The following is a 24200-nucleotide window of genomic DNA, read 5'->3' as shown; positions in this document are numbered from 1 at the left end:
TTATTTTATTAGCCCTGTCTGCCGGGCCAGTTTACTTTTTCTGTATCCGTAAGCAAGGTATATGATTAATCCTATCGCCAGCCATATAAGGAACATTATCCAGTTTGACCAGCCCAGCTCCGTCATCAAATACAAGTTGGTCAGTATTCCCATGATAGGGAGCAACGAGAATCTATATTTGAACGCAGCTATGGCTAATCCCAGCCATACCGCCCAGAATATGAGCAGCAGGGGTTTTCTGGTAATAACCTCAACAGCATCTGTTTTACTAATGAACAAATATACGGCAACTACGAGTAAAATAAAAATGATATACTGGCCATTTATATACGGAACCTTGAATTTCGCCTTTTTGCTCTCTCCCTTGTGGTCGAGGAACAGCACGCCCGCGCATACCAGGATGAAGGCGAAGAATGTGCCTACGCTGGTAAGGTCTACCACAAACTGCATATCGAGAAACAGGGATGGGATGCAGACCAGCACACCCGTGATGATTGTAGAAAACGAAGGGGTCTTATACTTGGGATGTATCTTTGCGAACTTAGGCCAGAGCAGTCCGTCGCGGCTCATTGTCATCCATATACGGGGCTGCCCTATCTGGAAGACGAGTATAGCGCTTGTAATGGCAATAATGGCGGTAAATGATATGACCCCTGCCACAAAGTTCATGTCTACCAGTTGGAATACATAAGCCAACGGGTCGTCTACTCCCAGTTCCTTGTAGCTGACCATACCTGTAAGTACAAGGGCTATCGCTACATAGAGGACGGTACAGATGCCCAGACAGTAGAGCATGGCGCGTGGCATGTCCCTTTGTGGATTTTTACTTTCCTCGGCTGTGGTGGATATGGAGTCGAACCCGATAAAGGCAAAGAAAACCGCGGCAACACCACCCAGTACGCCTTGTACGCCATTAGGCGCGAACGGCGACCAGTTTTCGGGTTTGACGAAAAACGCGCCGATAAGGATAACGGCAAGGATTATCCCGATCTTGAGGAAAACAAGCAGGTTGTTTACCATCTTCGATTCTTTAATTCCTAAGAAAACAAGGAACGTGAGGGCTGTAACGACCAGACCAGCCGGAAGGTTTATCAATATCTTCGTGCCGAACAGTTCGGGCGCATTACGGTATGTCTCTGCTGCCTGCAAAGTATGGGCGGGCAGGTCTGCGCCACCTTGCAGGACCGTATTATATGCCTTGTGGGCGGTAGAGTAGCCGATGGCAAGCCAGTCGGGCCAATCGACACCGAAGCCTTGTAGCAGGGTGGTGAAATATTCCGACCACGAAATGGCAATTACCATATTAGAAACCGCATATTCGAGTATCAACGCCCAACCGATAACCCACGCGAATATCTCTCCCAGAGATACATAGGTGTATGTATAGGCACTCCCGCTAACCGAAATCATAGAAGCAAACTGGGCATAACACAGTGCGGTGAACACGCAGGCTATAGCCACAAAAACAAAAAGGAGAGACACTGCCGGCCCTCCATGAAATGCTGCGCGCCCTATGGTGCTAAAGATACCTGCACCCACAATGGCCGCAATACCAAAGAGGGTAAGGTCTCTGACACCCAAAACCCGTTTCATTCCCGAACCGATAGAATCGCCTTCTCTGGAGATGCTATCGATACTTTTCTTTCGTATAAAGGAGTTTAAATTCATTCTAAAACTTATTCTGTTTTTCTAATTCACAACATGTAATTTCTGTGGATAAATAAGACGTTTCCACAGTACATGACAAAAATTATTCAAACACAATTTAGAGACGATGTAGGGGCAGTGGCTTGTCCCTGCCCGCTTGTCATCGTTTACGGGCACCCACAAGGGGATGCCCCTACAGCAGGATGTAAAATTTTGTCATGTACTTAGAGACGTTTCTTAATTTTAACAGGGTAACCCAAAATTGAGCGTCATGTTTTTGGAGGCCTGTAGGATATTCATAATGTATACCGCATAGCGGTTTCCTGTTTGTAGCCCTGTGCGCAAGCGCGGGGAAATAGATAGTTAATCAAGAAAACGCCGCATAGCGGTGTTCTGTTAGTCCTCTTGGGAATCCTTCTTTTTCATTCCTGAGCCTTTCATATAGCACCGCTATGCGGCGCCGATTTTTATTACTTCACTTTACACCCTGTGCTTCCACACAGGGCTACAAACAGACGGCCGCTATGCGGCAAAATTTTAATGACGGGTGAAAGATGTTTGGCTCGGCCGATTTTCAATTCGCCCTACAACGTCCCTACAAAGGATATACATTTTGATGCGGTTGCCCTATAATTTTATGCATAAAAGCTATTTTAGTTTAAATCATTTAGCATTAGCTCATCCTGCCGCGCTCTCCCGGGCTTGCCCTTCCTTTTGGGGCTTTGGCCAAAAGGAACACAAGCAATCTGTGATTGCGCGTAGAATAATTTTAAAGAACACTTTATTTATACATTCAGTTCGTTATAGAAGCTAATACTTTTATTCTCGTCTTTGTTCTTCCTTTGTATAAAGAAACTTATATCCATCGATATCTTTTAACTCCGTTTCTTTTTCAGCCTGCGGCATCACATATTGAGAGCCAATTTTGAGGGATGAAGCTTTTTTTATAAAGTTCGACAATTTTCGCGAGGCTTTGCTCACTTCTTTCCAGTTCCACAAATCCGGATTGCCCATATCAGGGCACGTCGGATACCAGTTGCGAGCACGTGTCTCGCTGTTGTGCATTATAGTAGAATATTCCAGCCGTGCATTCCATACCTTGCCAAAATATAGCTGTATAAGCCCCCAGCCCTCGGATGAATAGCGGAATGTATGTCCGTTACAGGCATTTGGGTTTAAATTTATTTTTTTTAAAATAACCTCTCCTCCGAAGTCGGGAGAATAGATATTGAAATGAGCCGAGCGTTTCTCCGTTTCTATTTTCTTTTCTACTTCTTCCGTTGTGGTATATTTTTCGATTTTTTCCCCATATTGGGAATACAAATCATATATCTCCCAGTTGGTTTCATTGAAAATGAAATCGAGGATGACTTTCCTATCTTCTTTTTCTGCGTAAAAGTTGAAATTCATCTTTGCAAATTAATGGTGTAAGTATTGTAAACGATGCCTCTGGCGCCAAAGCCTTCTTTTTGATGAATAAGGCTTTCATTGAGGTATTCCCCTCCGTTTTCGGTGGATACGCCGTAGTCGAAGTATTTTTTGCCGGGATAGGCAGTATTGACGATATGATCGACAAGCAGGTCGGTTGCGCCCTGTGCTTTACCTGCATCCGATGCTGCTATATACTGTATATGTGCAACCTGATGTGTTTCGAATATGAGGCAACCCGCAATTACTTTGTTTTGTGTATCCTGAACTGTAAACAGGTGAATATTATCAGGGAATTTACTGTTCAGATATGTGATCTCGTCTAATGTGTGTACCGGCTGTTTATCATATCTTTCGAGCAGGTTAGCACTCAATATCGGCCAGAATGCTTCGTAATCTTCCGACCGGCTTACAGTTAATCCATTTTTCGCGGCTTTCTTTACACCGCGTCTGCGAAGTTCCGAATATTTAATCCTTTCAGGCAGGTATATAGCAGACGAAATATTGGAGGCTGTTATCGAAGCTTTGTAGCGGAATAGCGCATACAGGTCTTCTTCTGCCGGCTGCGAATGATATATATGTGGGATTGCTTTGTATACGATTTTTTTTATCCCCTGATGGCGGAAGGTTACTGTCAGGTATTCGAAAGCGGACAGAATATCCTTCGCCTTGGTTTCAGCGTTCATAATAAGCCCTCCGTAAGTCAGCCCCCGATGGGAATAAAATACTTTATCCTCTATATGTCCGGGCATCAGCGCTACGAGCTTCCCTTTCTCATAAAACAGGAGCGAATAATCGTTGAAACGGTTTCCGTGATACTCTATAAAGTCCCTGTAGAAAAGGAAAGTGCCGTTTTTTGATTCACGGACGAAATTATCCCATTCGGTTTTGACTCCAGATGTGTATATCTTAATTTCCATCCTGACGGTATTTAATGAATTCCGGATACGAATTTATATAATTTTTCGCATCGTACTTATCCGAAGCGAATACGAGACAAACCGCATCCTGAGAATAACCTTTTTCTACAGCCCATATTCCGGGAGGCACATGAAGCCCGTACGCGGGGTTGTCCAATGTGACGGTTTTCTTGTCTGTGCCATCGTCTAATTCTACGTCAAAGCTGCCACTGACGGCTATCAGTATTTCGTGGCATATCTTATGAGCATGCATTCCCCTCTTCTCGCCGGAAGGGATGCCGTATATATAGAAGATACGTTTTATATCGAAAGGGATATTGTCAATTACAGAATGGTTTCCCCCGCCGGAGAGTTTTGCCGGTGTGCAATCTCGGATGGTGTATTTTTGTATCGGGGTGCTCCGTTTTACTGAATTTCTATTATTCCCGTCAGGGGATATGAGCAGGTAGATGGCGTCTGCCGACAGGTTTTCGATTGTCCTGTGTGCCGACGGGGGTATGTAGAGTATTTTATCTGGCTGATTTAGAAGAAAATGATTTCCGTTAACCAATATGTTCAGTTGGCCGGAAAGAGCGATGATTATTTCTTCCCTTTGCTCCAAATCTATTTTTTCGGTATTCAGGGAAACCAGCGAAACAGGGAAAGGAATGTGTCGTTCTATTTCGGCGAATGACAGACTCCCCCTGTGGTCTGTGATTTTCGGTATTTCAATCATCCGTTCTCTTTCCATACGCGTCTATCTTAGCCAGGGCTCGGGATTCGTCTTGTTCGTTCCTTGCCATAGTTGGAAATGTATCTGAGAATATCCGGTATCGGGGTCGGTATATACTTTTCCCAGAGATTGCCCTGTTTTTACCTTATCGCCTTGCTTTACATATAGAGACTGTATGTTTCCGTAGAATGTATAGTAATTGCCGTGACGCACTATTATACATGTATTGTACCCGGGTATAGCGGCTACATAAGTTACTTCGCCGTTGAATACCGCCCTGGCGTCAGCCCCGGCCTGCGACCTGATGTCGATACCACTGCTCGATGTGGTTACATTCCATTTGCTATGCTGGTGTGTACCGAAACGGGTGGTTATGGTATAGTTGCCGGAGATAGGATAGGGCAGTTTCCCCTTGTTGGCGGCAAAGCTGTTTGATAGCGTGACATTTTCAGGGGTAACGGTGGCAACGGTTTCTGAACGTGTTGTCGTTTTATTGTCGCTGGACCTTACCCTTGTTTTGTTATCCGCTGCTTCGGCTCGGGCTTTTTCTTCGGCTTTGCGCCTGGCCTCCCTTTCCTGGCGTGCTACTTCTTCGGCTATGAGTTTGGCTATCTGCCTGTCGAGGGCTTCGGCTTGCTTCTTCTTTTGGGTTAATATTTTCTGGAGGTCTTTTTGCTTATTCTGAGCCTCATTTACTTCCTGCTGATAGTTTATTTCTTCTTTTTTGAGGTTCTCTTGTTCGGTAGAGCGAAGTCCGATTAATGTTATTTTCTCTGATTTTACTTTGTTCAACGCGTCTTTCCTTTCTTTGAGTTTCGCGCTCTGTTCTTTTATTTCGGCAGCCTGATTGCTGCGCCATTCCGAGTATTCGCGCAGGTAACGCATCCTGCGGTACGATTCGGTCAGCGATTTTCCGGACAGAACGAACAAAAGCTTGTTTTCACCTTGCCTGTTGCGCTGCATAGCGTCTATGGCTTTTGCATAACTGGCTTGTTTGTCTTTCAGTTCGGTTTCCAACGCCGCTACTTCATTTTCTATTCTTATTTGTTCGGCGGAGATACCGTTTACTTCCTGTTCCAGAAGCCCCAGTACTTTTTGGCGGGAAAATATCTGGTTGGAGATCAGCTTAACCCTGTCTAAAAGGGTCGAAGTTGTTTTTTTAGTGTCACGCAATAACTGATCGGTATTTGATATTTCGCGTAGCGCGTCTTTCCTCTGCTGCTCCAGTTCTTTGATTTTAGCTGTTTGGGCAAAAGAGGGAATGCTGATCATCAGCGCGAATAAAAAAACTAGTCTCCTCATTTTAATTTGATGTAAGCTCCAATAATATCGGTAAATCCAACCTTAGTGTATCTTGAAGGAATGGAGTTGTCTACATTGAAGTCCTTGTCTATATCCAGTTTGTCGTATGATATATTTATATTAACCTGCTTTTTGGTAAAAGCTACCTTTGCTTCCATATTTGTCGGATATACATGGTTGTTATCCTTGATAAAATTAGTATATATCCACTGTATGGATATATTCTTCTTTTCGTTGCCTATCGAAGTAGATACTACTCTGTCCGACGCATCGACTGCAAAGTTATACAACAAATCACTTTTGCCTTTTGTTTGCATCAGGTATGTATCATTGAGCGTTGTCACTGTAAATTTGTCAAAGTCCTTATTCTCTACAGTCTTATTTCCGGGTACGAACATCTTATTGGTAAACAGTGCTTGCAGATTGTAATAGTTGAAGTCGAATCCGGCGACTAGTTTCGAGTCTTTATACCGTTCGGCCATATATTGCTTTTTCAGGCGGTCTATTATAATTACGCTGTCGGGCGTGAAATTGATACGCATGGCTTCTCCTCCTATAATGGGTATCCGCACCGAAGCCTGCAGGATGCTGTCCCTTACTATTTTGAATACTGCCGGAACTTTTTGTGATGAATTTCCGGCTTTAAATTCGATGCTGCCTTTTGTGGTTATCGTACGGAAGTCAAGTTCTGATTTTAGTGCGTCTGTTATAACTTCATTCTTGTTTGCTTTTTCAGTTAGTGTGCCTCCTGTAAGCAGTGTCTTTTTTGATTTACAACTGCTGATAATAAGGGGGGTAATCAAGATAAAAAGCAGTGATATATATTTATAGTATCGTTTCATTATTCAGATATATAAGTTTTTTCTTCAATTTTCTTATCCAGCGTTTTCGATTTGCTGTCGCCTTTTTCTTTTGCTTTTATCCAGTATTCGAGCGCTTTCTCTTGTTCTCCGGTTTTATATAAGACATCGCCGTAATGCTCAAGCACCTCGCCGCTTAACTCTTCTTTTTTCTCCTCACTGTACTTTATGGCATTCTCTATGTAGATCTTCGCCATAGTGTAGGCTCCCTGTTCGAACAGTACCCAGCCGTATGTATCAAGATAGGTGGGATTGGATGGCTCGGCCTTAACGGTAATACTGCTCATCTTTTCGGCCTTGTCCAGGTTTTTCTTCGTAAGCGAGAGAAAGTAGCTGTAGTTGTTGAGTACGCCCAGGTTGTTGGGGTTGTAGCGGAGTGCTTTGTCGTAAGTGATGAAAGCGCTGTCGAGCATTTCCTGATGGTAGTACAGGTCGCCTATTTGTCCGTAAAAGTCAGAAAGCAGCGGGGTATTCTCTTCATCTACGTATTCTACTCCTTGTTGTAGAGCATCGAGGGCGCTTTTGTAATTTTCTTTCATGTATTCCGATACTCCCAGATAAAAATAGAACTGGGGTTGGTCGGGGATGTACGAAATGGCATCTTTACATGTTTTGATAGACACGTCGAGGCTGTCGGGGAAAGTCGTACTCAGCATTTGTTCCCAGCCTGTGGGATTGGTGGGATTGGCATCTGCGAATACCTGATACTGGAACCGTGCGTCATCTTTTTTGTTTTGGAGCATCAGCAGATTGCCATACATCAGGTTCAGTTTAGGCTCCTGTGGATGCTGAATCATCAGCGAGTCGAATAAGGCGTTGGCAACCTGTGTGTCCTGCCTGTTTTGTTGCAGGCTTCCTACATACTGCGCCAGTATAGCCAGTTTGGTGTCAATGTCCATTTTGGGGCTAATCAATGCTGTATGCAATTCTTCTTCGGCGGCTTTTTTATTGTTCGTACGTTCGTAATATTCTGCCAGTGACGAAATCAGGTAGGGATCGTCCGGATCAATGGATTTTGCCTTGCTGTATACGATATAGGCTTCATCGTTTTTGCCGGCCTGCAAATACAGGTTTGCCAGAAGTATCTGGTATTTTATCTCGTTAGGGTATTTGTCTATATACTTCTGCATTTCGGCAAAGGCTTTGTTTTCCTGCTTTATCATTGTATATAGCTGGTATTTGTGCAGGCTTATTTTGTCGTTCAGGCCTACGATCTGTTCCAGTTTGTCGAGGGTGGATATAGCGCTTTGTATGTCTCCGTCCATCCTGTAAGCTTCGGAGAGATATACATACAGTTCGGAGTTTTCGGGACTGGCGGCAAGGAGTTTTTCGAATTGTTCTATCGCATCGCTGTATTGCTTAAATTCGAGGCACAGTCCGGCATAAGCCATGTTGTAGTAAAAGTTATTCCCATCGTAATTGGTCGCTTTGCGGTAGAAGTCCAGAGCCTTGTTTTTACTGTCTAAGGAGTTGTAATAGTTTCCCAGTTCGTAGTAAACATTCGCGTTGGTGGAGTCTATAGCCAGGCAATATTTCAGGAGGTCGAATGCGGCGTCATACTTACCGGCAGATTTGGCATTCATCGCCTCGTAGAAGTAGTAATCGAATTTTCGTTTATCGTCTGCCGGCAGATTAGCCATCGGGAGGTCTTTGCTGCCTGCCGTATTTTTGACCTCTTTGGTCTTGGCCTGAGCAAGCAGGTTAGAGTATCCCGAAGTTAAGAAAAGAGTAAGAAAAAAAAGATATATTGTTTTTTTCATATAAATGGTTCAAAATTTATTGTTTTCCTGTGTGCCCAAAGCCTCCCGCGCCGCGTTCGGTTTCGCTGATCGAATCCACTTCGATCCATTCCACCTGTGAATGCTGGGCTATAATCATCTGGCAAATCCGTTCGCCGTCGTTTATAACAAAATCATCATTGGATAAGTTGACAAGGATAACTCGTATTTCGCCACGGTAATCCGCGTCTATTGTGCCGGGCGAGTTCAATACTGTCAGTCCATGCTTTGCCGCCAATCCGCTTCGCGGGCGTATTTGCGCTTCGAAACCCTGTGGCAATTCCAGATATAGGCCTGTGGGTACCAACGCGCGTTCAAGTGGTTTCAGCGTGATCGAGGTTTCTATATTTGCCCGAAGGTCTACGCCTGCTGAATAAGGGGTGGCATACTCTGGTAGCGGATGATGCGATTTGTTGATGATTTTTACTTTCATTATATTGTTTTCTAACGTCCTATTATATAGTGTGCGAAATTAGTTAATTCTTTGCAATATGCTTTGTTAATTGATAAAAATTAAGATTTTAAATATTAGGGAGTTGGTGAAAAATAGTATAAAAGACAAATGGTTTAGAACCGGTTTTGGATATTAGTTAACAATCAATATCTTTGTAGCTAAATATAAAACAAGTACAAAATGGCTACAGCATACCACAATTTATCTTCGTATGATCCTGCTTCGGTGCCTAACGGGGAGGATATGAGAGTAGGGATCGTCGTTTCCGAATGGAACGAAAATATAACCAAGGCGATGCTAGACGGGGCATATAATACGCTCAGGAAACATGGGGTAAAAGAAGAAAATATATTGATAGACTTTGTGCCGGGTAGTTTCGAACTTATTTTCGGTGCAAAACATTTGGTGGAGAATAAGGAAATAGACGCGGTAATAACTATCGGGAGTGTAATAAGGGGAGATACCCCGCATTTCGACTATGTATGTAGCGGGGTTACGCAGGGTATTGCCGATATGAATATCCGTTATGATATCCCGTTCATCTTTGGTCTTTTAACTACTGATGATATGCAGCAGGCTGAGGAAAGGGCAGGGGGTAAGCATGGCAACAAGGGGGATGAATGTGCAATTACTGCATTAAAAATGATAGATTTTTATCGAAGAAATTTGGAGGAATAAATAAAAGTATTACCTTTGCATTCGCAAAAGAATAATAGGGCAGTTACCAGAGTGGCCAAATGGGGTTGACTGTAACTCAACTAGCTTACGCTTACGGTGGTTCGAATCCATCACTGCCCACTATACTTTGCGGAAGTAGCTCAGTTGATAGAGCATTAGCCTTCCAAGCTGAGGGTCGCGGGTTTGAGCCCCGTCTTCCGCTCTGATAATAGGACACTTACAGAAATGTGAGTGTCTTTTTTTTGTGGTTTTAGCTAGGTTTACAGGGTCAAGTGTGGGTCACGGATCCCGGATCAACCCGGAAAATCCGTTGAGCCAGATTTAGTGTGGATCAAACTTAACAATCTCAAATCAGATATATTAGCAGGTTTTGTTTTAATTTTGCTAACTTTGTTTAAAGTTCTTTGAGATCTATGAGGAAGCTGTTTTTTCTTATCTTATTATTATTTTCCATCAGTGATGTTTTTCCTAAAATATCGCAGGATACAACACTTCTATCTCTTTATAAGCTGATGGAACGTAAAGAAATCTATAAGATGGAAAAAGAAGAAAGGATATCTGAGATAAAAAAAATGCTCGGAACCCCTGATATAACACCCGAACAACGATATAATATAAACCTTAAACTATACAACGAATATAAAACCTACATATCAGACTCAGCGATTTACTTTGTCAGGGAGAACGCAGCAATAGCAGAGTCATTGAACCATCCGGTATGGACTTACGAATCTAAATTAGACCTCGTTTCGCTGTATATTATTGCCGGAATGTATATTGATGGTATAAATATGCTGAAATCGATAAATACTAAAAATTTTCCTGACTGGCTGTTAGTCAAATATTACGATTGCTATAAACAATTGTACAACTATTATTCAAATAACAATCCCTATACACTCATATACGCCGAAAAAAGCAAACTATACAGGGACTCCTTGCTCAGCGTTCTGGATAAAGAATCCAACCATTACAAAATAGTGTATGCCGAAAAACTCGATGATGAAAACAAACTGCTCGAAGCCAGACAAATATTAGAGCAACTATTAAACCGTACCGAATCCGATACGCACGAAAAAGCGGTACTAGCCTATGCTCTTGCTAACATTTACAAAAAAGAGGGGAATATCAGCCTGCAAAAACATTATTATGCTACATCCGCAATATGCGATATAAAAAATGTAATCAAAGAAAATGCCTCTATGCAGGCGCTGGCTTCCATCCTGTACGAAACGGGCGAAGTGGATAATGCCTATGCCTGTATAAAGTCGTCGATGGAGGACGCAATGTTTTGTAATGCCCGGTTGAGGACTTATGAAGTTTCACAGATATTCCCGATTATAGACTCCGCATATCAGGAGAATATAAATAGGCAAAAATCCGAACTGCAATTATTCCTCATCCTGGTCAGTATATTATCCATATTCCTGATTATAGCGGTAGTATACGTGTATAGGCAAATGAAAAGGGTAGCCCGCATACGTAAGGAACTCTATTATACCAATGTGAAACTGAATGAACTGAATACTGACCTGCAATCGACTATCAACCAGCTTAATGATGTCAACAGTGTACTCTCGGATGTCAATAGTGAGTTATCAGAAGCAAATCAAATAAAAGAAGCGTATATAGGGCATTTCCTCGATTTGTGCTCTACATACATCAACAAACTGGAGAAATATCAAAACACACTTAATAAGAAGGCAGTAGAAAAAAAGCTGGACGAACTGTATAAAATGCTTAAGTCCAAGCAAATGATTGATAACGAACTGAAAGAACTCTACGAAAATTTCGATAATATATTTTTGCATCTATACCCCAACTTTGTAGAAGAGTTTAATTCCTTATTGGTCGAAGATGAGCAATTTATATTAAAGCCCAACGAATTGCTGAACGTAGAACTGCGCATATTTGCATTAATACGCTTAGGAATAACGGATAGTTCCAGAATCGCAAATTTCCTGCATTACTCAGCAAATACAATTTATAGCTATCGCACCAGAGTACGTAACAAAGCGGCCGTTCCTCGTGAAGAATTTGAATCTATGGTAATGAAAATAGGGGCTGTCAGAAGGAATTAAAGTTATACGGCATCTATATTTTTGCATAGTCTGAAAATATCTAAGTTGTTGCAGCATAAACGATTATCCTTTTTTGTTGTCTATATTTTATCAATGTGGATTTTCTTTAGATATTAACTCCTCATATTTTTGCATATGAGAGGTTATACTCTTTTATGTTTGTTTACTAAAAGAAAAATGTTAACCATATTATGAAAATTATTATTAATCGTATAGACCATGAAAAAAAATCAGAAAAAGAAATGGACTCATTTGAGTAGAATAAGCTTACTCTTATTGGCTTTGTTCTTTAGCTTCAATCTTTCTGCGCAAAATCGAAAGAAAATAGCGGGAACTATTTTCGATGAGAAAGGGGAAAGCATCATTGGCGCTTCCGTTTCTGTAAGGGGGACAACCAATGGGACAATAACAGATATAGACGGCAGATTCTCTTTAGATGTCAATGAGAGCGATATACTGACTATCTCTTATGTAGGCTTCTTATCACAGGAAATAGCGGTAGCCGGCAAATCCGACGTCCGCATTGTGCTGAAGGAAAACGCGGAATTGCTCGATGAAATAGTGGTTGTCGGCTACGGAGTGATGAGAAAAAGAGACCTGACCGGAGCCGTCTCTTCCGTTGATTCGAAATCGATGCGGGACAAACCTGTCGCAAATATAGGAGAAGCCCTACAGGGAAGGGCTTCCGGCGTACAGATAATAAATTCGGGAGCGCCCGGCAGCAATGTATCCATTCGTATCAGGGGGATCAGCACTATCAACAACAGTGAACCTTTACTGGTTATCGATGGTGTACCGACCGACCTTTCATTAAATGCCCTTAATATGGACGATGTGCAAACGGTGGATGTACTCAAAGATGCCTCTGCAACCGCAATATACGGATCGAGGGGAGCGAATGGCGTAGTGCTCATCACAACTAAAAAAGGAAAATCCGGCGATGGTGTTGTATCATTCAGTGCAAACTGGGGGATACAGGACGCGACAAGTATGCCCGGTATGCTGGATGCAAGCCAGTTTGCCTCATACCATAATGATATGATAGCAAATTATGGCGGTTCGGAAAGTATGATGCAAAGACCCGATTTTACAGACCCTACAACATTAGGCAAGGGCACTGACTGGCTGGACGAAATGTTCAGGACAAGTTTGATCCAAAACTATTCTTTATCATACTCCGGAGGGACGGACAACAGCAACTATTACGTATCAGCCGGAATCCTCGATCAGGAAGGAATTGTTATCAACACCTCTTATAAGCGGTATACGATCCAGTTCAATGGAGAATCGAAAGTGAAGCCCTGGCTTAAATTCGGCAATAATGTTACATTAAGCCACGATGTCAAGAAACAGGGGAGTTATAGTATTCGTGACGCTATGGCGGCGCAACCTACACAATCTGTATATAATGAGGATGGGACTTATTCAGGTCCCGGCAATCCGGCTTACTGGTATGGAGATATAAAAAATCCGGTAGGGAATGCTACGGTTAACAGCCAGAGAACAAATGGATATAACATACTAGGAAATGCCTTTGCCGAAATTAACTTCTTCGATAAAGTTACATTCAAAACGCTGGGAGGTATCGATTTTAAGTTCTGGGACAGAACTAACTTTAGCCCTAAATATGACTGGAAGCCCATTGCCCAACCCGAGTCATACCGCTACGAAGAGTCTAACAAGAGCCTGACTTACTTGTGGGATAATACACTTACATATATTGACACGTTCAACGAAAAACATCATTTGAATGTGATGATAGGCTCAAGTGCCCAGAATAATGTATATAATCGAATGAACGCAAGCGTACAGGGCTTTTTAAGTGATAAGAATAATCAACTGTCAAACGGATTGAATCAACCGACTGTAGGCGGAACCAGGAACGACTGGTCGTTACTTTCATATATGGCAAGGGCAAATTATAATTATGCCGACAAATATTTACTGACATTAACAGTCCGTCACGATGGTTCGTCACGTTTCTCTAAAGACAACCGATGGGGAACATTCCCGTCTGTAGCCGCTGCATGGCGCTTGTCTGAGGAATCTTTCTTTCAAAAGAATAAGTGGGTAAACGATGTTAAAATAAGGGCAGGCTATGGAGTTACCGGAAATCAGTGGGGAATAGACAACTATGCCTATTATACGAAACTTAAAACAGGGCAATACGTATTCAACGGAACACCTGTCTCCACACTTTATCCGCTTGTGATGGCTAATCCGGACGTGAAATGGGAAACCGTAAAACAATGGAATGCCGGAATCGACCTTTCGTTGATCGGCCAGCGTATCAATCTGTCGCTGGACGCATATATCAAAAATACGACAGATATGCTTGTCCCTATGGCAGTGCCTATTACGACAGGCTATTCCGATATCTATGTGCCAAGCGTAAATGCCGGAAAGGTACGCAATAAAGGATGGGAACTAACCATATCGTCTCAAAACCTTAAAGGAGAACTGGAATGGAATACAGACCTGAATGTCTCTTTCAATAAGAATGAAGTAATCAGCATGAATGACGGCGTGCCTTTGTTTACCGGAAATGACATCAATATGACGAAAGTATTGGTAAATGCGGAAGGCAATCCTATCAATTCATTCTACGGATATGTAACCAATGGTCTCTTCCAAAACTGGAATGAAGTTAACAGCGGGGCTATACAGGTTCCGGGAGGAACATCTCCGGGCGATATCCGTTTCGCGGACTTGGATAATAACGGGGTCATAAACGACAATGACCGCACTTACATTGGCAACCCTACACCTGAATGGTCATTCTCTATGAATAACAGCCTCGCTTATAAGAATTTCGATTTACAGATATTCTTACAGGGAGTAGCAGGGAATGATATTTACAATGCCAACCGCATTTGGCAGGAAGGCATGGCCGTGCCTCAAAACCAGACCACCAAGGTACTAGACCGGTGGACGGGCGAAGGCACAAGCAATTCTATCCCTCGTGCCGTATACAGCGACCCGAATAAAAATGCGCGCCACTCGAACCGTTTTGTGGAAGACGGCTCCTATCTGAGAATCAAGAACCTGACATTAGGATATACATTGCCGGAAATTATCGCAAAAAAGGCTTGCCTGCAAACAGTACGTTTGTATATGTCTTGCCAGAATCTGTACACATTCACTAAATATTCGGGATTCGATCCTGAAGTCGGGGCGAATGGTGTAGACCTGAGTACATATCCGCTTACCCGCACCATTAGTTTAGGTGTGAATGTCAAATTCTAAGAAACTGTTTAAATTTTATTCGTTCAAATTTTTAGAGATGTTTTAGAGATGCTTTTTTTCTTCCTCGAAACGATAATAGCGGGCTATTTGAGTTGAGAGAAAGGAAAAAACAGCCGAAAACAGACTAAAAATGAACGAAGAAAAAGGNAGTTGAGAGAAAGGAAAAAACAGCCGAAAACAGACTAAAAATGAACGAAGAAAAAGATATAATAAAATATTCGTATAAAATTTAAACAGTTTCTAATATAAAACACAAAAAGTCATGAAAAAGATAATATATACAGGTTTTATAATGTTAGCGTCTTTATTGGTTTCCTGTTCCGATTTTCTGGACAAAGAACCTTATGAAGACCCCAGTGCGGAAGCTTTGAGCGATAAAGAATCGGCTATCGCTTTGGTAAACGGGGCATATCAGCCGCTCCAGCGTCCTAAACTTTATAATATGCGTATTTGGTCTCTGGATATTGTAGCCGGTAATAGTGAGGTTGGCGCCGGAGGCGGTACCGATGGGATAGAGACTGTCGATTTAGCCAACTTTGTAACCGCTACCGATAATGCAGCGGCTTTGGATATCTGGCGTGGTCCGAATCCCGGAATCTTGTATTGCAATACTGTATTGGAGAACGTTTCCTCTATGGATATAGACGAAGCGTTGAAGAACAGGTGTATAGGGGAAGCTAAATTTTTAAGGGCGCATTACTATTTCATCCTGGTGCAATTATTCGGAGATGTTCCTTTAACTACAAGCACCCCGAATCCCGGGGATGATTTGATGCCGGTTCGTACAGACAAAAATACGATTTACAATGAAGTCATCGTCCCTGACCTTAAAGAAGCTATTGAGCTTTTGCCTTCTCGCGAAGAATATTCGGGAAGCGATATAGGACGCGCATCTAAAGGCGCTGCCGCGGGTATGCTGGCAAAAGTTTACCTTACACTGGGCATGTATCAGGAAGCTCTGGATATGTGCGAGCTTGTCGAAAGCCTGGGTTATACATTGAATACTGATTACAGTGACTGTTTCGGAGGCGAAGCAAAGAATAAGAATACGGATGAATCCCTTTTTGAAGTTCAATACTATGGCCTGACTGATGCCGGTTTTTGGGATGATGAGAATCAGGCCAACTGGCTTAGTACTTACATGGGGCCTCGCAACTCAGGATGGGTAGGCGGTGCTTACGGATGGAATCAGCCTACACAGGAATTTGTTGACCAATACGAAGAAGGCGATTTACGTAAAGATAAAACTATCCTGTACGAGGGTTGTCCGTCCTTCGATGGGAATACTTATAAAGCCAATATGTCGAATACAGGCTATAATGTCCGTAAATTCTTAGTGCCCCTTTCAGTTTCTCCGGACTATAATACAAATTCTGCGAGCATTATTGTATTGCGTTATGCCGATGTGCTACTAATGAAAGCCGAAGCGTTGAACGAACTGGGACGGACTACCGAAGCCGAAGAGCCATTATATCAGGTAAGGAAAAGAGCCGGGCTGACTACCCGCAGCGATGTAGAAAAATTGACACAAGACCAGATGCGCGATAAGATCAGGCACGAACGCCGTATCGAACTGGCATTCGAAGGTCATCGCTGGTTTGATATGATACGCTGGGATAACGGGCAATATGCTCTTGACTTCCTGCACTCTATCGGCAAAATAAATGCTTCTCGGAAACATTTGTTACTTCCTATTCCTCAGAAGGAAATAGATACTAATCCTAATCTGAAACAAAATACAGGATATTAAGGTCGCAGGACTTTTTGTATTTATTGTAAATATAACCACAATACATGACAAAAATTATTCAAACACGATTTGGAGACGATGTAGGGGCAGTGGCTTGTCCCTGCCCGCTTGTCATCGTTTACGGGCACCCACAAGGGGATGCCCCTACAGCAGGATATAAAATTTTGTCATGTACTTAGAAATATAGCAATTAAGAATAAATATTAGATTATCATGAAATCATATAAATTAATAGGATTATTAACGATATTATTACTCTGTTGGTCTTGTACCGATGAAGACAATACGGAATATAACAAAGGAGACCAGCCGTTGGAAGTGAGCGCGTCTAAGGCCTCCCTGGAGTTGGACGCTTTGAATCCGGCGTCAGAAGCCATAAAATTTGAATGGACATCGGGTACCAATAATGGTACAGGGCTGGCAATAGATTATGTGTTCCAGCTAGACAGGCAGGATGGTAACTTCGAGGATGGTATTTCGGTAGAAATAGGTCGTAACATATATGAAAAATCATATAAGAATGAAGAACTGAACGACCTCCTTATCGAAAAGTTTGGTATAACACCGTCCACTGAAACGGCGTTTCAATATCGTATTATAGCAAATATAGCATCGGATAATATTGAGCCGCAGGTTTCACCTGTTCAGTCAATAAATATCAAGACCCATAAGCCGATAACCAAAACGTTATACCTGATAGGAAATGCCACGCCTAACGGATGGAGCGCTGGTGATGCTACCGAGATGAAAGCAATAACCAATACCCCGAAAGGCTTTTCATGGACAGGTTCTCTTTCCGCGGGCGAATTCAAGTTTATAACTACCTTAGGCGAATTCCTGCCGTCATACAACAAAGGTGCGGATGATACCCGGTTAGTACTTCGCGAATCTGATTCGGATGCTGACGACAAATTTGTAATTACAGAAGGCGGTACATATACCGTCAAGGTAAACCTGATATCTATGGCTATCAGCATCACGAGAGGAGAAGGCCCTGAATTTACAGAACTTTGGTTCGTGGGTAATCCTACAGGCTGGTCGTTCAAACCGATGACCGTTGATCCTGTCGATGCGTTTGTGTTCCATTACAATGATGATTTATCTGCCGGCGGCGAATTCAAAATCGGGACAGTTGATGGAAGCTGGGATGCCGTATTCCTACGTCCTGTAGCAGACCAGCAATCGGAAGGTACTGCTCTCGATGTGGGCAAATGGGCGGGAGATCCCGATTACAAATGGAATATTACAGGAGGTGTTTATAAGATTAAGTTGGATACCCGTGACATGAAGATAGATATTATTCCATTTACGCCTTATGCTATGATCTATATGGTGGGCGACGCTACTGCCAGCGGTTGGGATATAGACAACGCTGTGCCTATGACTGCCTCTTCCGATCCGTATGTACTTACTTGGACAGGAACTTTAAATACCGGAGAACTGAAATTTACCTGTGATAAACAATCGGATTGGAATGGCGATTGGTTCCTTGCCTCCGAACAGGGGAAAACCCCGGCAGGAGAGGAGGAGCAAATAATATTCCGCGCGAAGGGATCAAAAGAAGATTATAAGTGGCAGATACCCGAATCCGGAACATATACAATCGAACTAAACCAGCTAAAAGAAACAATTATAATCAAAAAACAATAATTATGTTGTAGAGGGTGTGTCATAAGTATTTTTCCATATCTTTTTGTCATGTTGAACGGAGTGAAACATCCCGTATCTGGAAGGTCGAGATTCTTCGTTGCACTCAGAAACAACGTTCGCCGAAGCGAAGGCGAGGCAATGACAAAGAGAGTAACAATTTGACAGAGATGTTTTACTTTTGACACACCCTCTTTTATAAAATATTATGATGAATAAAGTACATGTATATATAGTATTCTGTCTGGCAATCTTACTGTGGAGCTGCGAAGATTATTTCGATACGGATAATGATCCGGTAATATATGGCGAAACATATTTCAAAGCGGACTTGAATACAGATAAAGCTTGTTACAAACCGGGCGAAACAATCCTCTTTAGTTTGAGTGAGAAACCTTCCGGCAATGTAAAAGTCAGGTATTCCCATTTGGGGAACGTGATTTCGGAGGAGGCCTTATCTTCCGCCTCCTGGAGTTGGACTGCGCCTTCCGGCGACTACAAAGGATATATGGTAGATATTTATGAAACGACAGACGGCAAAGAAAAAATAACACAGAGTATTGCTGTGGATGTATCGTCGGATTGGAAAAAATTCCCGCGTTATGGCTTTCTGTCCTCGTATGGCAAATTATCAGAAAAAGAGATCGGAAATAACATTGAAACCCTTAACCGTTACCATATCAACGGTATTCAGTTTTATGACTGGATGCACGACCATCAACGCCCGTTGGCGGGAACGGCCGGAAATCCATCAGCATCATGGCTCGATTTGATAGGACGGACAAATTATTTATCTACTGTCAAAGGATATATTGATGCCGCCCATAATAAAGGGATGAAGGCTATGTTCTATAACCTTGCTTTCGGTGTTTTAAACAATGCGGCGGCAGATGGGGTAAAAGAAGAATGGTATATCTTCAAAGACCAGGATCATTCGGGAAAAGACAATCATCATCTCGATTCTCCTTTCCGCAGCAGCATTTACCTGACAAATCCGGGTAATGCCGCATGGCAGAGTTATCTTGCCGGCAGGCACAGCGATGTGTATAAAGTTTTCGATTTCGACGGCTATCATATCGATCAGTTAGGAAACAGGGGAACGGTTTATGACTATGAAGGAAATGTCGTTAAACTGGACGAAACTTATAAATCCTTTATCTCGGTAATGAAACAAGCTAATGCTGACAAAAGGTTGGTAATGAACGCGGTTTCCCAATACGGGCAGCAAAAAAGTATAGCGAAGTCAGATGTTGATTTCCTGTATACCGAGGTATGGGACGAATCCAAGACTTTTGACCAGCTGGCACAGGTTATTCTCGATAACAACATGTATAGTGAGAATACAAAGGCAACCGTTCTGGCAGCATATATGAACTATGCGAAATCGGGTAATACAGGTTATGTCAACACATCGGGCGTATTGCTGACGAATGCGGTTATATTCTCTTTTGGTGGAGCGCACCTCGAATTGGGAGAACATTACCTGTCCAATGAATATTTTCCGAATTCTAATCTGCAAATGAAATCCGATACAAAGAAATCGCTTATGCATTATTATGATTTCCTTGTGGCATACCAGAATATATTGCGTGATGGAGGTACATTTTCAGCAATAAACGTGCAGTCTGTGGATGGGAAGCTTTCATTCGAAAACTGGCCGTCATCGCAAGGTAGTGTGGCCGTAGTAAGTAAGAGATTTACAGATAAGGATGTGATTCATCTGATAAACTTCTCACAGGCTAATTCTATGGAATGGCGTGATACGAACGGTACTCAGCAAGAACCGGATCGGGTTGCCGATATACAGCTAAAAGTGACGGCATCTAAGACCGTGTCTAAGGTGTGGGTTGCTTCTCCTGACATGAATGGTGGAGTCGCCTGCAATTTGGATTTTTCTCAATCGGGCAATGAGGTTGTAATAACTCTTCCTTCGCTTAAATATTGGGATATGGTAGTATTGGAATATTAATGTCATTAGTAGTTAAAGAAATGGTTTATAATAATCGTTGGATTATCCTGCGCGCAATCGCAGATTGCTTACCTTACTTTTGGTCGTAGCTCCCTACTGCCGCGCCCTCCCGGGCTTGCCCTTCCTTTTGGCATTGCCCAAAAGGAAGCAAAAGGCTAGTGCTTCGTCCCTCGGCGACCCACCAACGGCTTGCCGGCTAAACGGGACGAAACTCGCCTTCGGCTCGGACAACATCCCGTTTCACGCCGTCTGCACNCGCCGTCTGCACCGGGTGGGTGCCCCGCCTGCGGAACAGATGCACGGAGTCGCGACGCAACGTCAAGACAGAGGATAGAGCCTGCAAATCAGGCGTCAGCCAGCGCCGTTAGCCAGCGTACGGGGTACCCATCCGGTGCAGGCGGCGTAGAATGAAGTGCGGGCGCTTTTAAGCATCGTCTGCCAATCTGTAGAATGATGAATCCTTCATCACTTCATTCAGCCGGCAAGCCGTTGGTGGGTCGTACGGCGAAGCGGGGCGCAATGCTTTTTTGCTTACTTTTGGAGCTTTGACCAAAAGTAAGGTAAGCAATCTGCGATTGCGCGCAGGATAATCCTACATTTTAAGTAGCGAGGGTAGAACTGAATTAAAAATTCATGTTAAGCCGAGTCACGACAAACAACGTTCACAGGAGCGAAGCGTATGTAAAACGACCAATGAAATAGAACGTATAGTTTAAACAATTTGAATACTGATTCATATTATTAATAAAAAAAGGAAAAAGGTGATGATAAAGAAAACTTGGTTATTTATGATAGGACTGATATTTTCTTCGGTAATGCTGTTTGCCGGAGAATGTATCTCCTATACCAAAATCGGGAATCAGGTTATTTTCAACTGCAAAGACGGCTCAAAATTGTCATTGACAATAAACAGCAGCTCTGTAGTGAAAGTCTGGTTCGACCAGTCGGGAAAATTTGCGCGAACCAATGAGTCGTTTGCAGTAGTAAATGAGAACCTTGAAGATATAGGTGAAATCAATGTAAATGATGAACCGTCGTGCTACGAGATATTTACATCTAAATTGCGTATCAGGGTAAATAAAAACCCGATGCAGTTGCAGATATTCGACAAATGGCAGAAACTGGTTTTCAGTGATTTCAAAGAGAAAGGGCATGTAGCTGACTCAAAAGCGGTAAAAGCCTATAAGGTTTTGCGCAATGATGAACAGTTTTTCGGACTGGGAGAAAAGACCGGCCCTCTGAACCGGCGTGGACGCTCTTACAAGATGTGGAACAGCGACCGTCCTTGCTACAGTGTAACCGAAGACCCTCTGGCAAAGAGCATTCCGTTCTTTATGAGTAATTACCGTTACGGAATATTTTTGGACAATACATATAAAACCGAATTTAAGTTCGGTACAGAATCGGATGAGTATTATTCATTCGAAGCGCCGGACGGGGCTTTTATCTACTATTTCATTTTTGGAAAAGATTATAAAGATATACAACAGCAATACATCGGCCTGACAGGTAAACCTATCATGCCGCCTAAATGGGCGTTAGGCTTTGCCCAGTGCCGCGGATTATACACCAAAGAGGCTCAGGCACTGGAGGTAGCGGCCGAATTCCGTAAACGTCAGATCCCTTGCGATATAATCTATCAGGATATAGGATGGACTCAATATTTGCAGGATTTTGAGTGGCGAAAAGGAAATTATTCCGACCCGAAGGGAATGCTGAAAACATTGAAGGCTCAAGGCTTTAAAATGATTGTGTCGCAAGACCCCGTAGTGTCGCAGGCGAATGAAAAACAATGGAAGGAAGCCGACCAGTCAGGATACTTTGTGAAAGACGTGCGTAACGGAAAATCCTACGATATGCCCTGGCCTTGGGGTGGAAATTGTGGTGTAGTAGATTTTACAATCGCCGAAGTCGCCGACTGGTGGGGCGCTTACCAGCAAAAGCCTATCGATGATGGTATAAACGGTTTTTGGACAGATATGGGCGAACCCGCATGGAGCAACGAAGAAGATATTGACCGCCTGAATATGAAGCATCATATCGGTATGCATGATGAGATACACAATGTATATGGTCTGACATGGGATAAGGTCGTAAAAGAACAGTTTGACAAGCGTAATCCGAATAAACGTATTTTCCAGATGACACGTTCGGCATACGCAGGTTTGCAGCGCTATACATTCGGCTGGACAAATGACAGCGGCAACGGTAACGATGTGCTTGAAGGCTGGGGACAACTCGAAAATCAGGTAGCTGTGGGCATTTCTGCCGGACTGGGTGGTATCCCGTTCTGGACAACAGATATATCGGGTTACTGCGGCGATATTACAGACTACAAAGCAATGGCCGAACTCTACACCCGCTGGATGCAGTTCGGGGTATTCTGCCCGTTGAGCCGTGCGCATCATGAAGGAGACAATGCCGTTGAGCCGTGGATGTTTGGCGATGTGGTGGAAAAGAACTCGAAAGCCGCTATCGAACTGAAATACCAGTTATTCCCATATCTGTACACATATTCGCGCATAGCCCATGACACAGGTTTACCTATTACAAGAGGTCTGTTTATGGAATATCCCAATGACGAAGAAGCAATAAAAATAGATAACCAATTCGTTTTCGGACAAGAACTATTGGTTGCTCCCGTGCTGAAAAAAGGCGAACGTGTAAAACGCGTATATCTTCCCGATGGAGAATGGATCGATTTTAATGATAAGAAAACAGTTTATCTGGGAGGGCAGGCCATTGCTTACCGTGCGCCACTTAGTACGATTCCCGTTTTCGTGAAAAAGGGCTCAATCGTTCCGATGATGCCTGTCATGCAGTATATACACGAGAAGAAAGATTACCCGTTGTTTATACATATTTTCCCGAATTATGAGGATGAAAGTACATCTTTTGAATTGTATGAAGATGAAGGAGAGAATCTTGATTATCTGAAAGACATCTATTCGAAGACTAATTTTACATGTACTACCCTGAATGACGGATATACAACCGATATAACTCCTGCCGACAAAGGCTTTACTCAATCGGGCAAACGCAATTTTGTACTGGTATATCATCTTGAAGAAAAACCGGGTACTGTAACTGTAGACGGCAAACCGGCTAAAAACGTGGAGGATAATATACTGTCGTCCATTGTCGAAAAAGATTTCTCCACAGTAGAATGGTCTTGGAACGAAAATGCTAAAGAGTGCCGCGTAAAAGTAGCGGACAGAAGAAAAGCAGTGAATATTATTCTGAAATAATTATCTTATTATAAAGAAGCTTTGCGTTATAACACCCCACCCCACCTCCCAAAAAGGGAGGAGCAGGCAAGCCCTGTTAAGAGGAGTTATAAATTGCGACTTCGCGACTTTGCGGGAATAAAAAAGTAACACGGAAAAAGTATTAAATAACTGTCACTTTTGTCACTTTTTTGAAAGTCGTGAGTTATGAATTATTACACTACTGAGGGTGTGTCAAAAGTATTTTTTCATATCTTTTTGTCATGTTGAGTGCTCATTATTTACCAATAAACCAAACGATAATGACGATAAAAATCTTTTCTTTGAAAAAAACTCATGGCAGTGTAGCACCAGTTCAACTAATGTTAATATACTTGCTGTTGAGTCTTGCTTCAAAGAAAGGTAGACCAAATATTGGTGATTCTCTTGATAAAAAGAATAATTCCCGGATGGTAGCATACTTGCATTTTATGCCTGTTTACTTCTTTGAGCCATGAGTTT

The 24200-nt window shown here is 42.7% G+C and carries 18 protein-coding genes and 2 tRNA genes; 11 read left to right on the top strand and 9 right to left on the bottom strand.

Annotated features, from left to right (window positions below; all coding sequences use genetic code 11):
• Positions 1–1668: an amino acid permease gene (locus tag D0T84_RS06965; RefSeq protein WP_163307162.1), complete on the bottom strand. Its 1668-nt coding sequence runs from the start codon at positions 1666–1668 to the stop codon at positions 1–3.
• 72 nt (positions 1669–1740) lie between these two features.
• On the opposite strand from D0T84_RS06965, the gene D0T84_RS22855 reads away from it, so the two are divergent.
• A complete protein-coding gene (locus tag D0T84_RS22855) occupies positions 1741–1875 on the top strand; it encodes a hypothetical protein (RefSeq protein ID WP_255495242.1) in 135 nt (44 codons plus the stop codon).
• A gap of 591 nt (positions 1876–2466) precedes the next feature.
• On the opposite strand, the gene D0T84_RS06960 is transcribed toward D0T84_RS22855, so the two are convergent.
• From D0T84_RS06960 to dut, 7 genes are read right to left on the bottom strand one after another with little or no spacing between them, the layout of a single operon-like run.
• Entirely contained in the window at positions 2467–3057 is a 591-nt protein-coding gene (locus tag D0T84_RS06960; RefSeq protein WP_163307161.1) for a hypothetical protein, read from the bottom strand.
• Entirely contained in the window at positions 3054–3995 is a 942-nt protein-coding gene (locus D0T84_RS06955; protein ID WP_163307160.1) for a GNAT family N-acetyltransferase, read from the bottom strand. The genes D0T84_RS06960 and D0T84_RS06955 overlap by 4 nt, the downstream gene beginning before the upstream one ends.
• Positions 3985–4725, bottom strand: a complete 741-nt coding sequence (locus D0T84_RS06950) for a WxcM-like domain-containing protein (protein WP_163307159.1) — start codon at positions 4723–4725, stop codon at positions 3985–3987. The genes D0T84_RS06955 and D0T84_RS06950 overlap by 11 nt, the downstream gene beginning before the upstream one ends.
• A 6-nt stretch (positions 4726–4731) precedes the next feature.
• On the bottom strand, positions 4732–6009 hold the full coding sequence (locus tag D0T84_RS06945; RefSeq protein WP_163307158.1) for a murein hydrolase activator EnvC: 1278 nt from the start codon (positions 6007–6009) through the stop codon (positions 4732–4734).
• Entirely contained in the window at positions 6006–6851 is an 846-nt protein-coding gene (locus D0T84_RS06940; protein WP_163307157.1) for a DUF4292 domain-containing protein, read from the bottom strand. Before D0T84_RS06940 ends, D0T84_RS06945 begins: the two co-directional genes overlap by 4 nt.
• The gene (locus D0T84_RS06935) at positions 6851–8629 is read right to left on the bottom strand and encodes a tetratricopeptide repeat protein (protein WP_163307156.1); all 1779 of its coding nucleotides are present in this window, start codon (positions 8627–8629) and stop codon (positions 6851–6853) included. The genes D0T84_RS06940 and D0T84_RS06935 overlap by 1 nt, the downstream gene beginning before the upstream one ends.
• Before the next feature lie 16 nt (positions 8630–8645).
• Complete coding sequence (gene dut / locus D0T84_RS06930; RefSeq protein WP_163307155.1) at positions 8646–9080, bottom strand: dUTP diphosphatase; 435 nt, start codon at positions 9078–9080, stop codon at positions 8646–8648.
• A gap of 201 nt (positions 9081–9281) precedes the next feature.
• On the opposite strand from dut, the gene ribH reads away from it, so the two are divergent.
• The 9 genes from ribH (at position 9282) to D0T84_RS06890 (ending at position 20472) form a co-directional block, all read left to right on the top strand.
• A complete protein-coding gene (gene ribH / locus D0T84_RS06925; RefSeq protein ID WP_163307154.1) occupies positions 9282–9779 on the top strand; it encodes a 6,7-dimethyl-8-ribityllumazine synthase in 498 nt (165 codons plus the stop codon).
• Positions 9780–9816: 37 nt separating this feature from the next.
• Positions 9817–9899 (top strand) — tRNA-Tyr (locus tag D0T84_RS06920).
• Between the two features lie 9 nt (positions 9900–9908).
• Positions 9909–9981: transfer RNA gene (locus D0T84_RS06915), tRNA-Gly, on the top strand.
• Positions 9982–10192: 211 nt separating this feature from the next.
• Positions 10193–11860 carry a DUF6377 domain-containing protein gene (locus D0T84_RS06910; protein ID WP_163307153.1) on the top strand — a complete coding sequence of 556 codons (1668 nt, stop codon included), beginning with the start codon at positions 10193–10195 and terminating at the stop codon, positions 11858–11860.
• A 219-nt stretch (positions 11861–12079) separates the two neighbouring features.
• Complete coding sequence (locus D0T84_RS06905) at positions 12080–15106, top strand: TonB-dependent receptor (RefSeq protein WP_163307152.1); 3027 nt, start codon at positions 12080–12082, stop codon at positions 15104–15106.
• 262 nt (positions 15107–15368) lie between these two features.
• Positions 15369–16856 carry a RagB/SusD family nutrient uptake outer membrane protein gene (locus tag D0T84_RS06900; protein ID WP_163307151.1) on the top strand — a complete coding sequence of 496 codons (1488 nt, stop codon included), beginning with the start codon at positions 15369–15371 and terminating at the stop codon, positions 16854–16856.
• Positions 16857–16900: 44 nt separating this feature from the next.
• Entirely contained in the window at positions 16901–17035 is a 135-nt protein-coding gene (locus tag D0T84_RS22850; protein WP_255495167.1) for a hypothetical protein, read from the top strand.
• 34 nt (positions 17036–17069) lie between these two features.
• On the top strand, positions 17070–18506 hold the full coding sequence (locus D0T84_RS06895) for a SusF/SusE family outer membrane protein (protein WP_163307150.1): 1437 nt from the start codon (positions 17070–17072) through the stop codon (positions 18504–18506).
• Positions 18507–18711: 205 nt separating this feature from the next.
• The gene (locus tag D0T84_RS06890) at positions 18712–20472 is read left to right on the top strand and encodes a glycoside hydrolase family 66 protein (protein ID WP_255495241.1); all 1761 of its coding nucleotides are present in this window, start codon (positions 18712–18714) and stop codon (positions 20470–20472) included.
• Between the two features lie 424 nt (positions 20473–20896).
• Here the strand turns inward: D0T84_RS06890 and D0T84_RS22845 are convergent, their stop codons facing one another.
• Positions 20897–21025 carry a hypothetical protein gene (locus tag D0T84_RS22845; RefSeq protein WP_255495239.1) on the bottom strand — a complete coding sequence of 43 codons (129 nt, stop codon included), beginning with the start codon at positions 21023–21025 and terminating at the stop codon, positions 20897–20899.
• Between the two features lie 211 nt (positions 21026–21236).
• On the opposite strand from D0T84_RS22845, the gene D0T84_RS06885 reads away from it, so the two are divergent.
• Positions 21237–23720: a glycoside hydrolase family 31 protein gene (locus D0T84_RS06885; protein WP_163307149.1), complete on the top strand. Its 2484-nt coding sequence runs from the start codon at positions 21237–21239 to the stop codon at positions 23718–23720.
• Positions 23721–24200: the final 480 nt, after the last annotated feature.

The sequence above is a fragment of the Dysgonomonas sp. 521 genome (assembly GCF_010501055.1).
In the GTDB taxonomy this organism is placed as follows: Bacteria; Bacteroidota; Bacteroidia; order Bacteroidales; family Dysgonomonadaceae; genus Dysgonomonas.
This window is presented reverse-complemented; position numbering and strand designations above follow the sequence as displayed.